General features: G+C 44.7%; 13 protein-coding genes. All 13 read left to right on the top strand.

Annotated features, from left to right (window positions below; translation table 11 throughout):
* Positions 1 to 185: 185 nt before the first annotated feature.
* The 13 genes from rpmH (at position 186) to lepB (ending at position 15,284) form a co-directional block, all read left to right on the top strand.
* Entirely contained in the window at positions 186 to 320 is a 135-nt protein-coding gene (gene rpmH, locus MZO41_RS02595) for a 50S ribosomal protein L34 (protein ID WP_003640225.1), read from the top strand.
* A gap of 110 nt (positions 321 to 430) precedes the next feature.
* Positions 431 to 775 (top strand): ribonuclease P protein component, encoded by a 345-nt coding sequence (gene rnpA, locus MZO41_RS02590; protein WP_003640224.1) that lies wholly within the window; start codon positions 431 to 433, stop codon positions 773 to 775.
* A gap of 15 nt (positions 776 to 790) precedes the next feature.
* Positions 791 to 1,624 (top strand): membrane protein insertase YidC, encoded by an 834-nt coding sequence (gene yidC / locus MZO41_RS02585; RefSeq protein WP_003641627.1) that lies wholly within the window; start codon positions 791 to 793, stop codon positions 1,622 to 1,624.
* Between the two features lie 714 nt (positions 1,625 to 2,338).
* Positions 2,339 to 3,976, top strand: a complete 1,638-nt coding sequence (locus MZO41_RS02580; protein ID WP_015826199.1) for a peptide ABC transporter substrate-binding protein — start codon at positions 2,339 to 2,341, stop codon at positions 3,974 to 3,976.
* Between the two features lie 132 nt (positions 3,977 to 4,108).
* On the top strand, positions 4,109 to 5,362 hold the full coding sequence (locus MZO41_RS02575; protein ID WP_011102291.1) for a metal-dependent hydrolase family protein: 1,254 nt from the start codon (positions 4,109 to 4,111) through the stop codon (positions 5,360 to 5,362).
* Positions 5,363 to 5,847: 485 nt separating this feature from the next.
* Positions 5,848 to 6,816, top strand: a complete 969-nt coding sequence (jag, locus tag MZO41_RS02570) for an RNA-binding cell elongation regulator Jag/EloR (RefSeq protein ID WP_011102290.1) — start codon at positions 5,848 to 5,850, stop codon at positions 6,814 to 6,816.
* Positions 6,817 to 7,047: 231 nt separating this feature from the next.
* Positions 7,048 to 8,439 carry a tRNA uridine-5-carboxymethylaminomethyl(34) synthesis GTPase MnmE gene (gene mnmE, locus MZO41_RS02565; protein WP_003641622.1) on the top strand — a complete coding sequence of 464 codons (1,392 nt, stop codon included), beginning with the start codon at positions 7,048 to 7,050 and terminating at the stop codon, positions 8,437 to 8,439.
* An 18-nt stretch (positions 8,440 to 8,457) separates the two neighbouring features.
* Complete coding sequence (gene mnmG, locus MZO41_RS02560) at positions 8,458 to 10,368, top strand: tRNA uridine-5-carboxymethylaminomethyl(34) synthesis enzyme MnmG (protein ID WP_011102289.1); 1,911 nt, start codon at positions 8,458 to 8,460, stop codon at positions 10,366 to 10,368.
* Between the two features lie 255 nt (positions 10,369 to 10,623).
* Complete coding sequence (locus tag MZO41_RS02555) at positions 10,624 to 11,361, top strand: WxL domain-containing protein (RefSeq protein WP_003641620.1); 738 nt, start codon at positions 10,624 to 10,626, stop codon at positions 11,359 to 11,361.
* A gap of 182 nt (positions 11,362 to 11,543) precedes the next feature.
* Positions 11,544 to 12,569: a WxLIP family cell surface protein gene (locus MZO41_RS02550; protein ID WP_003641619.1), complete on the top strand. Its 1,026-nt coding sequence runs from the start codon at positions 11,544 to 11,546 to the stop codon at positions 12,567 to 12,569.
* A 70-nt stretch (positions 12,570 to 12,639) separates the two neighbouring features.
* A complete protein-coding gene (locus MZO41_RS02545; RefSeq protein ID WP_223843864.1) occupies positions 12,640 to 12,930 on the top strand; it encodes a cell surface protein in 291 nt (96 codons plus the stop codon).
* Between the two features lie 19 nt (positions 12,931 to 12,949).
* On the top strand, positions 12,950 to 14,488 hold the full coding sequence (locus MZO41_RS02540) for a cell surface protein (protein WP_033098925.1): 1,539 nt from the start codon (positions 12,950 to 12,952) through the stop codon (positions 14,486 to 14,488).
* Positions 14,489 to 14,696: 208 nt separating this feature from the next.
* Positions 14,697 to 15,284: a signal peptidase I gene (gene lepB / locus MZO41_RS02535; protein WP_003641616.1), complete on the top strand. Its 588-nt coding sequence runs from the start codon at positions 14,697 to 14,699 to the stop codon at positions 15,282 to 15,284.
* Positions 15,285 to 15,456 lie beyond the last annotated feature (172 nt).

The following is a 15,456-nucleotide window of genomic DNA, read 5'->3' as shown; positions in this document are numbered from 1 at the left end:
CAAATAAATTCGCAATTAAATAATTTTTTGACCTCGAATTACTACGGAGAAATTTAATTTACTGGTTTTCAAACAAATAAAAATATGCTATAGTAGTCAGGAAATGCGTTTAGATGTAAACTGCGTTTTGAAAATAACGACTTAATCGAATTGATTCATGTCATTATGGAGAAGGAGGTGTCATGATGAAGAGAACTTACCAACCAAAGAAGCGCCATCGTCAACGTGTACATGGTTTCCGCAAACGGATGAGCACCAGCAATGGCCGTAAAGTGTTAGCCCGTCGACGCCAACGAGGCAGAAAAGTATTGTCTGCATAGGCCACTGATAATCAGTGGCTTTTTCTTTACAGTCCTAGACCAGGTGTTTAGGGCTGTAAAGTTGTGTAGCAATTCGCTCAAGAGCTTGAGCGCACACATGGAGATGGATTATGCGAAAATCATATCGGGTAAAAAAAGAAACTGAGTTCCAACAAGTTTTTGAGACCCGCAACTCGTATGCCAATCGTCAATTTGTCATTTACGTTTTGGAAAAACCGGGGCAACCCCATTTCCGCGTCGGTATTTCGGTCGGTAAGAAGATCGGGAACGCCGTTGCGCGTAACTGGGTCAAACGCCGGATTCGGCAATCAATCACCGAGCTAAAGCCGCAGCTTAAGCAAGATGCAGACTTTCTCGTCATTGCCCGACCAACCGTTGCTGGTAAGTCGCAAGCCGAAACCAAAGCTTATCTAAGCCATGCGCTAAAGCTAGCGCACCTGCTGGACAATGATTAAAGTGAGGACATTCGTTTGAAAAAGTACAGAAAAATACTGGCAATGCTGGCCGTACTAGCGATCGTACTAGTTTTGAGTGGGTGTAGTAATACCCCAATCACGGATAAGAGCACCGGGTTTTGGGATGGCTTAATCATCTTGAACTTCTCACGGGCGATTATTTGGTTATCAAACTTGTTTGGTCATAGTTATGGTCTCGGGATCATCGTCTTTACGTTGATCATCCGGATCATTATCTTGCCATTGATGATCTTCCAAACCCGCAACATGGTAGCCATGCAAGAAGTCCAACCGCAGATGAAGGCTTTGCAAAAGAAGTATTCGTCACGCGATATGGAAACTCAGCAAAAGCTCCAAGCGGAAATGAAGAAGTTGTATGCCAAGCATGGTGTGCATCCAATGGCCAGCATGTTGCCATTACTAGTTCAGTTGCCTATTTTGATTGCGTTGTACCAAGCAATCTGGCGGACACAAGCCTTGAAGACCGGTTCGTTCTTATGGTTGCAATTAGGTAGCAAGGATCCGTACTACGTTTTGCCAATTCTAGCGGCGATCTTTACGTTTGCTAGTTCCTGGTTAGCGATGAAGTCGCAGCCAGAACAAAACGGGATGACAACGTCAATGACGTATTTGATGCCTGTGATTATTTTGATTACGGCCATTAACGTGCCATCAGCGTTGTCCTTGTACTGGGTGATTTCCAACGCGTTCCAAGTTGGTCAAACCTTGTTATTACAAAACCCATTCAAGATTAATCGCGAACGGGAAGCTAAGAAGCAAGCTGAACGTGATCGTAAACGAACGCTTGAAAAAGCTAGAAAGCGCGCGATTCGTAATCATAAACGTTAAATACAAGTAGACCTGCCATGTGTGGTGGGTCTTTTTTGTTGGCTCTGTATCATTTTTACCAATCGGTCAATATGATTTGGACTGTGATGGCAGGATGCTAATGTGCGTTTATGTAAGGCCCCTGGACGGTCCGTGATGAGGAAATTGTAATGAACGATCAAATACTGGTAATAGTAATCATCCGGGGATCAAGGTGCCTATAAAAATAATTGTCTGCACCATTTGATCACATGTTTTTAATAGCGTGCCGCGGTTTGAGAGAGCTACTTTGTCAGTCGTAATTAGAACGGGCGATTAAAAACGTAATGACCCGGCGCATGAAAAAGTTCCAAAAAAAGATTTGACAAATTGAAAAATGACCGCTAAGATGTGAATCACATTAAAAAATAATTAGATTAAGCGAACGGCAGTCGAGGAGTCGGTTATCAGTCAGTTACAGCGAGTCGCGGATGATGAAAAGCGATCTGAACTGGTAGCTAAAAGTCGATTACTAGTGAGAAGTTGCGTGAAGCAATTTCCGGGTGTACCCGATAACGTACCAACATATCGTCAATAAATTTGGCCGTATGTAAGTGGTGAGTCTGACTGGCTCGCAAATGAGGTGGTACCGCGTGAAGACGTCCTTTTAAGCATAACAGCTTAGTAGGGCGTCTTTTTGTTTTGCGGGATGCCGGTTGATCTGATTAAAATCAAAACATAATGGAGGGATTAGAGATGCAAGCAAAGTATACATATAGCATTATAGGGGTGGTGAGCGCCTTATTATTAACCGGCTGCTTGGGGGCGGTCTCTAATTCTTCGAAAACGACCAGTACGGCTGATCAAAATAGGACGTTAGGCATCACGATTCCTGGCGAACCGATGACGACTGATCCAACGACTTCGATCGAAACCAACGGCGGTGCCGTAATTACACAGACTGGTGAAGGGATTTACCGCAAAAACGCGAATAATAAGATTGTTGCGGGGGTAGTCGAGAAGAAGGTCAAGCCTACTGAAAACAAGACCCGGTATACGTTTACGATTCGCAAAAATGCACGCTGGCAAAATGGAACCAAGATCACTTCACAAGATTTCGTGACGGCGTTGCGGCGGCAAGCTAATCCAACAACGAAGTCTCAAAACTTGGATGCCATTAGTTACATCAAGAACTTTGATGCCGTTAATAAAGGAAAAATGGCCGTTAATAAATTAGGTGTGACGGCTATTAATAAGCGAACGTTTTCCATCAAGTTGAGCAAGCCGGTGCCTTATATGAATTATGAGTTTACGAGCTTTTACCCACTCAATACGGCGGCAGTCCAGAAATACGGGTCTAAGTTAGGGAGTAACTCAGCGACGACGGTAGCGAACGGTGCCTACGTTATTAAGGGCTGGAAAGGCTCTAATGATAGTTGGTATTACGTTAAGAATAAGTACTACTGGAATGCCAAGAACGTTAAGATCAAGCGCATCAAAGTCACGGTCACTAAGGATGATAATACGGCGCAGAACCTCTTCAACGCCGGAACGGTCCAAGTGACCAACATTTCGGGGCAGTACGTGAAGAATAATGCCAATAATAGTCAAATGACGGTCACTAAAACTGGCCGGAATAATTACATTTATTTCAATAGTAAGAAGTCCGTAACTGCCAATGAGAATTTCCGGCACGCGCTAAGCCTGGTCATTAATCAAAAAACACTAGCAAAAGATGTCTTGCAAGACGGCTCGCAAGCCGCGACGAACATTGTTCCGAAAAACTACGCGAGTGATCCGACTACTGGTGAGGATTTTGTTAAGGAAGTTGGGAACTTATCACCGACTAATATCAAGCAAGCTAAGCAGTATTGGCAGAAGGCCCAAAAGGAACTCGGCAAGCAAAATGTGACTTTGAATTTTCTATGCGACGATACGGATACTGAGAAGAAACTCGCTGAATACGTCCAGGGCGTGGCCGAAAAGTATTTGAAAGGCGTGACGATCAAGATCGTTGCGGTTCCACACGCGACCCATGTATCACGTGATTTTACGGGGAACTTTGACCTCGTCACAGTCGGTTGGGGGCCGGATTATCCGGATGCCCAAAACTTTTTGGATGGGATGCAGAGCTCGAATAGCATCAACTTTACTCAGTGGAAAGATGCGAAGTACGATGCGTTGATGGCCAAGGTATCTAATACGGCGAAATACACGGCCGCGCAACGGTGGACTTATGAAAAGCAAGCTGATCGCCGGTTGATGAAACTCGATGCCGTGATTCCCACTTACCAAGCCTCTTCTGCATTTTTGGTCAGCAAGGATGTTGGTGGCTTGCAATGGGATGAATTTTCTGGAACGTCCAGTCAACTTCAATATGCTTATTGGAAATAAAAACTTGTCATGAAAGGTGGTGAGGCGTGGTGAATAGTCAGTTAGAGAACCAACAATGCAGTGATGAAAATGATGGTCCGTTACCGTTAATGAACGGTGTGCGACCTGCCAAAATGAAAGGAAGTCATTATTATGACCAAAACCAACTATATCAATGCCTCAATCTACAGTTCAGAAAAGCAAACTTTTATCGATAATCAATTCATGACTGTTGACGACGCAACCGGAAAAATCATCGCGGTCGGTACAGGAACCCCGGATACGATTGCTGAACAAACGACAGACATGCAAGGAAAGTATGTTATGCCGGGCATCATGAATGCCCATACACATATTACCAGTATTCCAACTTACTGGTGGCATGACGGCCAGGAAGACCGCCATCCGGAGTCACGTGAGTATAATACCATGTATGCGATTCACAATATGCAAGATATGGTAAACCATGGGGTAACCTATATTCGCAATGTTGGCGCCCAGTATGATATTGACGTTGCGATTTCAAAGATGCAACGAGAAGGAAAGATTGCGGGTCCTCGCGTGATGACATCTGGCCAGGCCTTTTCAATTACGGGTGGTCATGGTGCGGATGGCGGCCACGAAGTCGATGGTGTGGATGCGGTCGTTCAAGGTGTTCGCCAGGCCCTTAAAATGGGCGTCGATAATATCAAGATGATGGTTACCGGTGGGGTACTTCGAAACGGCGAGACCCCAGATGATATTCAGTTTAATTTTGAAGAAGTTCAAGCAGCCGTTGCTGAGGCCCATCATAAAGGCAAGACGGTGGCGGCTCACGCGCAGGGGAATGCCGGGGTAAAAGAGGCGGTTCAAGCCGGCGTCGATACTGTCGAACACGCCTTTGATATTGATGATGAAACAATTGAGATGATGCGGCAACATGGCACTGTGATCGTACCAACGATGAACGCGATGTATGCTATTTATAAATATGGCGAGAAGACCGTTCCAGCATGGGCGCGTGAAAAGGTAATCGTCAACATCAAGAAGCATTTTGCAAGTATCACTAAAGCCGCGGCGGCTGGCATTCCCATCGCGATGGGGACGGATGCTGGAACGCCTTATAATGGCTTTGAGGATGAATCAGCATACGAAATGCAGCTCTATGTCGATAAGGCGGGCATGACTCCCGCACAAGCCATCGATACGGCCACAATCAACTGTGCCCGTGCGATGCATGTTGCGGATGAATACGGGACGATTTCTGCTGGTAAATTTGCAGATTTTATTGCAATGACCGCCAATCCAATCGAAGATATTCGGGTTATTCAGCAAGATAAGGATGTTTTCCAACATGGCATTCAAGTTCATCAAGCGGCTAAAACGGCCGGTGTTGATGAGCAAGTTCCTGTACGGCAGGTCGGGTAGTCCGTCTTATTGAGAATCAGGGCTAAGTGTGGGTAGTCTTGATTCGTCATATGACCAGTTAGTGTACTGACAGGTGGGCTGGTTCTGGCTTGAATTTGATAGTGGTTTGATTTAGTGGCCAATCAGTAGGTCAGATGCCGTGAATTAGTCGGCTAAAAATACTAGCATTATAAACCGATTTTCTAGTCATTACGGACGGGAAAATCGGTTTTATTGAGTTTAGAGCAGCTTTGATACGGCTCGCGAGTGGCAATTAGTAAATACGGCAAAGGGAGGCTGTGGGCCGCGTCTCTGAAACGCGCCATGAACAGGTTGGTTATTGACATAATAAGCACTAGATTTTGCTAGTCTGAGTTTTCAGGGGTAGTAGAACGGCCGAAGTCCTAATCGTTGTAAGGGTTCATTAAGTGTTCATACTCAGGTGTTCGCATGGCGAATGGTAATGCTATAATGAAAGCAGGATTTTTAACGAGGAGGATTCAAGCATGACAGTATTTGAAGGTAATACCGTCGCGGCCGCAATCGCGGCTGGTCTAAAACAACTGCACCGAACACGCGATCAAGTTGAAGTTGAAGTGATCGCTGAAGCAAAAAAAGGATTTCTGGGGCTAGGCAAACACCCCGCCCAAGTACGGCTAACGGTGGTGCCAGCCTCCGCAGCACCTGCAACGACGCCAACTTCCGCTACGGCGACAGCGCAACAGTCAGTAGCTACTGAATCAACGACAGCACCGACCATGCCGCGGCCAACCGTGCAGACACCAAAGTCAACGCCGACCAGACAAGCTAAAACTAGTCAGGCCACGACCAGTGCCGCAAAACCAGCGACTAGCAAGGCGAAAGCAGTGGCTAAACCCGCTTCAATGGCGGTTACCACCGGCCCGGTTATCGCTGATACCGACCAATCTAAACCAGCGACCACTAGTAAGACCAAATCAGTGGCTGCTGACCAGAGCCAGACGCCGCGGACACCCGCAGAAATTGCAGCGCGCCAAGCAGCTAACGAGACCGCGGTGCGGGCGTTGTGTGATTACTTGCTTGCGGTGGTCAAAGAACTAGGTGTCACGGCGGATCTTGACGTCGACTTCGGCAACCGCTATGCGACATTGAATTTCGATACAACTAAGCAGGGTTTGCTGATTGGCAAACACGGTCGAACGATCAATGCACTGCAAGATTTGGCGCAAGTTTATATGAATCATCATGGCGCGTCACACGTTAACGTGGTGCTAGATGTGGATGATTATCGGGAGCGCCGGGCTGCGACACTTAAGCGGTTAGCCGAGAGTACGGCTCGAGAAGTGATTGCAACGGGCAAACAAGTTTTCTTGGACCCGATGCCATCGTTTGAACGGAAATTAATTCACGCTGAACTAGCGAATAATCACCATGTAACCACATTCTCAGAAGGCCGCGATCCGCACCGGGCCGTGGTTGTGGCGATTCGCAAATAGTTTATTCAAAGTAACGCAAACAGGCGTTTGACAAACTCCGGGTGAGCTATTATAGTAGGTGTTAATCATTCTTATCTTTTAGATAAAGTAGTCAAAGTGCTTTATCCACGCTTTAAGGTGGCGTGGACTAGGCGCTTTTTTTCTGCATTTTAGGACATATTATTAACTAATTGTAAGTAAATTTGGTATGGTATTAGGCGATGAAACGCTGACAAGAAAGGACATGATGGTATGCCAACGACCACAGAATTTGACACGATCGCGGCAATTTCAACGCCGCCTGGTGAGGGTGGTATTTCAATTATTCGGATTAGTGGGGACCAAACGTTTAACGTGGTGACCCAGATTTTTAAGGGTAAAGATCTCAGTCGAGTGCAATCACACACAATCAACTATGGACATATTGTTGATCCTGATACCCATCAGGAAGTCGACGAAGTCATGGCGACCGTAATGCGCGCGCCTAAAACTTATACGCGTGAAGACGTAGTTGAAATCAACTGTCACGGGGGACTCGTGGCAACTAATGAAATTTTACAATTGATCTTGAGTCACGGTGCGCGAATGGCGGAACCCGGTGAATTTACCAAGCGGGCATTCTTGAATGGTCGGCTGGACTTGTCACAGGCGGAAGCAGTTATGGATCTGATTCGTGCTAAGACGGATAAGTCCATGAAGGTCGCGTTAAACCAATTAGATGGTGATCTATCTAAGCTGATTCGACATTTACGGCAAGATATTTTGGACGTATTAGCCCAAGTAGAGGTCAATATTGATTATCCAGAGTATGACGCGGTTGAAACAATGACCACCAAGATGCTGAAGGAGAAGGCTACCGAGGTCGCCCAAAGCATTAATCAACTGTTAGCGACGGCTAAGCAAGGTAAGGTCTTACGCGAAGGTTTGGCAACGGCGATCATTGGGCGTCCCAATGTCGGTAAATCTAGTCTGCTTAACCACCTTTTGCATGAAGACAAAGCTATTGTGACGGATGTTGCCGGGACGACCCGCGATGTGATCGAAGAATACGTCAATGTTCGTGGAGTGCCATTGAAACTCGTCGATACGGCAGGAATTCGGGACACTGAAGATAAGGTCGAAAAGATTGGGGTCGAGCGAAGTCGCAAAGCAATCGGGGCCGCCGATTTAGTCTTATTAGTGTTGGATAATAGCCAACCGTTGACGGCTGAAGACCGAGAGTTGTTGCAAGAGACTGACCAGTCAAAACGAATCGTTATCTTGAATAAGACTGATCTACCAGCCCGTCTTGATCAAGCTGAATTGGCGCAACTAGTCGATTTGAGTGACGTTTTAAGTATGTCAGTCTTGGAACAAAGTGGCGTCACGCAACTTGAACAACGGATTGCCAAGATGTTCTTCAATGAAGGTATCGAAAGTAGTCAAAATAACGTGATGGTGACCAATGCGCGTCACATCGGTTTGTTGAATCAAGCCAAACAAGCGTTGCAAGATGTTCAAACGGGACTTGCGGCTGGTATGCCAGTTGATTTGGTTCAAATCGATATGACCCGTTGCTGGGAATTTCTCGGTCAAATTACCGGGGATAGCTATGAAGATGAATTATTAGACCAGCTATTTAGTCAGTTCTGTCTGGGTAAGTAGTGGTAGGAGGAAATTGGAATGACAGAAGTAAAGCAGTACCCAGGCCGCGACTATGATGTTATCGTCGTTGGTGCTGGTCATGCCGGTTCTGAAGCAGCATTGGCCGCTGCCCGAATGGGTAACCGGACACTCTTAATGACGATCAACCTAGACATGGTGGCCTTTATGCCATGTAATCCATCGGTTGGTGGTCCGGCTAAAGGAATTGTCGTCCGTGAGATTGATGCTTTGGGCGGTGAAATGGGCCGTAACATTGATAAGACTTACGTTCAGATGCGGATGCTTAATACGGGTAAAGGCCCAGCTGTTCGAGCTTTACGGGCCCAAGCTGATAAGCATGCTTACCATGCGGAAATGAAACACACGATTGAACGGGAACCTAATCTGACGTTACGGCAAGGAATTGTCGATGGCTTAATTGTTGAAGATGGGGTCTGCAAGGGCGTTATCACGAATACGGGAGCGCGCTATAGTGCCAAGAGTGTTGTTTTGACGACTGGGACGGCGGCTCGTGGCAAGATTATCATTGGTGAACTAATGTATTCTTCGGGTCCAAATAATTCGCAACCAGCGATGAAGTTATCTGGTGATCTGGAACGACTTGGATTTAACTTGGAACGGTTTAAGACCGGTACACCACCACGAGTCGATGGTAATACGATCGACTACAGTGTTACGGAAGAACAACCTGGTGATCCTGAACCACATCATTTTAGTTTTGAAACGAAGGATGCTGACTACATTGATCTAAAGCATCAATTATCTTGCTGGTTAACTTATACGAATGAGACGACTCATAAGATCATTCGTGAAAATCTTGATCGAGCACCAATGTTTACAGGCGTGATTGAAGGGGTCGGACCACGGTACTGCCCATCGATCGAAGATAAGATCGTGCGATTCGCTGATAAGAAGCGGCACCAATTATTCTTGGAACCAGAAGGCCGTAATACGGATGAATGGTATGTTCAGGGCCTTTCAACGTCGATGCCGGAAGAAGTTCAACAGCGGATTTTACATTCCATTAAGGGTCTTGAAGATGCTGAAATGATGCGCCCAGGTTATGCCATCGAATACGACGTGGTGGCGCCTTACCAGTTAAAGGCAACCTTGGAAACAAAGTTGGTCAAGAATCTCTATACTGCTGGTCAAACGAATGGGACTTCTGGGTATGAAGAAGCCGCTGGGCAAGGATTAATTGCCGGTATCAACGCTGGTTTGCGAGCCCTTGATCGTGGTCAATTCACTTTGAAGCGTAGTGATGCTTATATTGGAGTCATGATTGATGACTTAGTTACTAAGGGCACCAATGAACCCTATCGGTTACTAACGAGTCGGGCTGAATACCGGTTGATCTTACGGCATGATAATGCTGATTTGCGGTTAACGGATAAGGGCCGCGAGTTAGGATTGATTGATGATGAACGGTATGCGGCATTTGAGGCGAAACGCCAAGCAATCAAGAATGAACTTGACCGTTTAGGCAAAATAAGAATCAAGCCTAATGATGAGGTCAATGCTTTCTTACGTGCTCATAATTCTGGTGAGCTTAAGGATGGTGTGTTGGCGGCAGATTTCTTAAAGCGGCCAGAGGTACAATATGCTGATTTAATGAAATTTATCCCGGCAGCACCCGAACCACTAGAACGGCATGTTATTGAGCAAGTTGAAATTCAGATCAAGTATGCCGGTTATATCCAAAAAGCAGAGGAACGTGTTGATCGGTTGAAGAAGATGGAAGCTAAAAAGATTCCGGATCGGATCGATTATGATGCGATCGACGGATTAGCGACTGAGGCTCATCAGAAGCTAAAGAAGATTCAGCCGACAACGATTGCACAAGCTTCACGGATCAGTGGGGTTAATCCCGCGGATATTGCAATTCTGAGTGTTTATATTCAACAGGGGCGAATCGCTAAAGTTCAATAATCATCAGTAGTAGGTTATGACTGGTGTGTTCAGTTGATATTAACGAATGATGAAAGAAAAAATTAATATTTTTAACGATAAAGCACAATTCCAACTTGGAATTGTGCTTTTTTAGTGAGCTTACTTTTTAATTAGTACACGTTTCATTAAAAAAACAACAACACTTTAATTAATGATGACTAAATTAAATTAAGGTATTATACTTCAGAACTAGTAAACATTGTTTACAGTGTTTACAAAATAAAGGGGGAGTTATTGTTGGTAAGAGTTAGTAAGTTAGTCAGTGGTATTTTAGTGGCAAGTAGTTTATTAGTGAGTTCGGGTGTCATCGCTCAGGCAGATACGCCCGCTGCTCCCAACGCAGATAGTACGGCCAATACGACTGGTACGACTGATATTCAGGCGATGTTTAAAGGAAATAGTAGTCCGGTATCACCAGTTAATCCGGATAATCCCAATAAGCCTGATAATAGCGGTGATAGTGGTAACGGTGCTAAAGCCGGTGGCGGCTTATCGCTGATCTACGTTTCTAATAAATTAGATTTTGGAAGCCATGAGATCGATGTTTTAAATCCAGAAACGTACACTGCCGCAGAAACTGATTCGGATTTATCAGGCTTATGGAACAAAAAAGCAGTCACAGAAGTATCTGATGTCCGAGGAAGTAATGCTGGTTGGACACTGGCCGTTGCCGGGAGTAGTTTGACTGGTACAGACGGTTCTGTAATGAAAGGGGCAACGCTTCAGCTACCAAAAGGTACGGTAACTAATTCTGGTGCAACTAATAATGGCGTGCAGTCCACTGAGGCTCTTAATGTGTTAGATGGTAATTCGGCGACAGTATTATCGGCAGCGAAAGATCATGGTGCTGGTGTAACTGTTGATCAAATTGATCCAAGTAATGTTAAGTTAACGGTGCCGGCAAACACGGCTAAAGCGCAGGGGTACCAAACAACTTTGAACTGGAGTTTGAGTGATACACCAGCAAGTTAGTTAGAATATAACCAAGAGGGGAAGCTAAAGCAGATGGCGATGGCTAACGGTTATTATGGATAAAGTAATCGTTGATGTAATCGCGAGCAGTGGCTTCCCTTTTATTAAATGATAGCTTTAAAAGATGCGTCATAATATGGGGTGTGTTGAGATTGAAAGTGGTTATCCAATTCATAAGACTAATGGGTGTGAGTCTTGGATTTAGTATTTTAATCGGACAGACAGGAGTGTCGGCTAATCGGCAACAATCGGTCCACAACAACAATGTCGGTTTTAGTGTTGCCGCTGAGATACCAAAAAATCAGATTCATAAACAAAATTCTTTTTTTGATTTGAAAATGGCAAGCGGTCAACAGCAGACGTTACGGACAGTCATTTACAATGTCACTAATAAGGATATTAAGGTTCGAACGGCTATTCATACCGCGTATACGAATACTAATGGGACGATTGAATATATTAATCCGGCCAAATCGTACGATCAGTCGTTAAAATACCGAGTCAGTGATTTAGCCACAATTCAGGGTGAGCGGACAATAACGATTCCGGCTGAAGGCTCCAAAACGGTCGCAATCAAGGTGAAGTTACCTAAGCAGCCAGTAAATGGCGTCTTGTTGGGTGGATGGTATTTTAAACGGGTTGATGACAAGGTAACAGGAGTAACGGAGAAAAGTATCAACGTTAAGAATGAGTATTCGTATGTTATTGGGTTGAAATTATCTTCAGGAAAATTGCCAATTCCTAATTTGTGTCTAGGGCCGGTGAAAGCTGGCTTGAACAATTATCATCGAAGCATTATTGTTGCGCTACGTAATCCTGTCGCAAGAATCATTCCGAATTTAAAAATCCGAACGGTGATTATTAATAAGCGGCATCAAAAGGTCATTATTAAGAATACGAAAACGGGTGTCATGATGGCGCCAAACACAGTTTTTAAAGCACCAATGCCATTAGGATCACAACAATTACAACCGGGTGATTATCAGTTACAAATGACGGTTAATAATCAGCGTCATCATTGGCGATTTAAACGAGATTTTCATATTAGTATGACAGCAGCTCAAAAATATAATCATGAGTCAATTGATAATAAGGGGGTTAGTATGTGGATGCTAATTGGAATTGGCGCAATTTCAATGCTAGTACTGGGGTTAGGGTTAGGCGTAATCGTCTGGCTATGGCGGCGACAACGGCGGTCGAAGGATTAGGTTAATTAATGGGGGTAGGATGGTGCAACGGTTTAGCGTGTGTGTAGCAACCATTTTAATCAGTTTAATAATGTTAACAATAACGGGAGTTGCGGCCGTTGGGGGGCGGTCAACAGTCACCGTTAGCTTTTATGCTGGTCAGAGAACTCAGCAACAGATAGATAATCGCAACGTTAAGATTCCTAATGGGACCAGGCCATATCGTGTGGTGACAGAAAAGACGTTGACAAGACCAAAGGGGTATTATCAATTGCCACAGACTGATGAGCAGCTCTTAACCTGGTTTTATGCGAGTTTCGGTAGCGTGCTACTGATATTATTGATGGTTATCCGTTGGTTTAATAAAGAAAGCTATTGCTAGGTAAGGAGGGACCGTAGAAGTGAGAAGGTTACTTACTGGCACGTTGGTCGTGGGTGGGCTGTTATTGGTAGTTTGCCTCATGGCTGTTAATGGGCAGGCAAAGGTTGTCGATGAGCCGACCAGTGCGATGCAGGATATTACAACTAATTTCGAACAACGAACAATTGGTCGAGTGCCATGGCCCATTACACACATTGCGGCTAATTATGTGCGAGATGGTCACATGACGCACAAGACTAGTCGAGTGAAAATTACTTTAGGGAAAGGTGTAGTACATTCGCCGAATGGTAAGGGATTATATAATTTATGGGATCTGGTTTTGAATCGCCAAGGCAAAGAGTATGGTGCAACTTTCCTGGCTTATAATATCAATAATCGAGTTTGGCGACCGCATCGAACAGATACTATCAAGACGCATGGAATCAAAGCAGGTCAGCCGGTTTGGATTGGTAATAAGAGCAGTACTAATGCGAGCAGTAATCCCATTCGAACACTGCCTGCTTACATGGTAACGAAGCAGTACTGTCAAATGGTTAGTCAGATTAAATTATCACCACATATTACTGGATTTGAGGCTAATAAGCGCATCATTACCGGGACGGGCACACAAGGTGGTGATCTAATCACGGCTAAATTTGGTAATCAGATCAAAAAAACACGAGTCGATCATGAGGGGCGCTGGCAGATGAAATGCTTTAGCGGTAATGGTCACTTGATGGTAACGGAAACAAATGCGTATGATGATATTCCAGGGCACACTGAAACGGTGATTAATAACGGAACTCCACGAACGGATGCGACGATTAAGCTCAACTTGTTTTTAACTAATGGTCATACCTTTTCAACCGCTAAGGGACGCAAGGTATTAGTGACCGGAATGATCTTGGGGACTGATCAGAATGATTTTGATCGCGATGTTGTTTTAAAAAATAACGCACTAACCATCCACTTTGCCCATGCTGATGGAACGCCCATCGCTAATTATAAGGCTAATGGTTCGGTGAATGAGCCAGATAAGGCGGGGTATTTTCATCTGAAATTACCCACTGAATCGCTTAAACAAGGGCCTAATGATGTGAAAGTGTGGGTGTCAGATCAACACGGCCAACGATCTAATATTGATACGTTAACAGTTAATGTAAATTCAGGACTCATGTTTGGTCAAATCAATGCTCAAATGCGTTTTCGGAGTAACACGATTCCACACAGCGAGCGCTTATTATCGCCCACAAATCAGTGGCAAATTGAGGTTCATGATACGCGATCAGTTGCTTCAAAGTGGTATGTGTATGCCACCGCAACTAAAATGAAGTCTGCTCAACACTCATTAATTGGGGATTTGGTCTATATTGATGCTGCTGGTCAAAAACATGTGATGACCAATCAGGAAACGTTGGTAGGCCATGGCACACATACAAATCCTAATCAACAAACTACAAATATTGCAGCAACCTGGCAAGCGCGACAAGGTATTTTTCTCGATGTTCAGCCCGAATTGTATGCAGGATCCTATCATGGAAAGATCAATTGGAGTTTGCAAGATACACCACAATCTTGATGAGTGGAAGAAAGATGTCATCAAGATGTGTTAGTTAGTCATTAAGGAAATTATGAATGACCGTCAAGATTGTTTTGGCGGTCATTTTAGTGTGATATCGTTGCAAGGTTACTTATAAATTTGTAAAAACGATTCACCAATACCAGACAAGCTGAGTTGATTGGACTATAATGATTGGAAGTTATAGCGGGGTAAGGGAGAACGTTTGATGAAAACTTTTAAGAGTATTATGAGCTGGGTACTACCAATTGTAGTGGGGTTACTCGTCGCCATGGTGATCAGGCACTTTATTTTTACGATGGTTCGGGTGGATGGACCGTCAATGGAACCTAACTTAGATGACAATGAGCGCGTCGCCGTGGTCAAGACAGCTAAGATTCAGCACCTCAGTGTCATCGTTTTTAACGCCTATCAAGTTGATCCAGACGCACGCTCCAAGACGGTCAAATATGTCAAACGAGTGATCGGAATGCCCGGTGATACAGTTAAATCTGAAGACGGCCGACTCTATGTCAATGGCAAGCTTGTCCCGCAGAAGTTCATCAGTCAGTATGAGCGGACGCAGGGAACGACAAATTGGGATTTGAGTACGCTGGAGAACCGTTACAGTTGGAATCTGAAAACAACTAAGGTCCCTAAGCATTCGTACTTTGTGTTAGGTGATCATCGGTCAGTGTCAAATGATAGTCGTTACTGGGGATTTGTCCCAGCCAATAAGGTATTGGGCGTGGTCAAAGTGCCATTTTGGGACTCGAATAAAACTAAGCGCCATAATATTAATTCAATTAGTTACTGAATAGCAGCCAGCGCGACTCGTTAGTGAGCGCGCTTTTTTTGTATGCTCACCAACTGAATGGTAGGGGGGAACTAAGTTGGTTAGTCATTCTTTACAGGGAGAACAACGTGGGATGGTTAAAGTGACTAATGTTGTTCAGAAAAGCAAACAAAAGGTAGCATCTAAATTGAAT

Origin of the sequence: Lactiplantibacillus sp. C232, from assembly GCF_023806725.1 — a bacterium.
Classification (GTDB): Bacteria; Bacillota; Bacilli; order Lactobacillales; family Lactobacillaceae; genus Lactiplantibacillus; species Lactiplantibacillus plantarum.
This window is presented reverse-complemented; position numbering and strand designations above follow the sequence as displayed.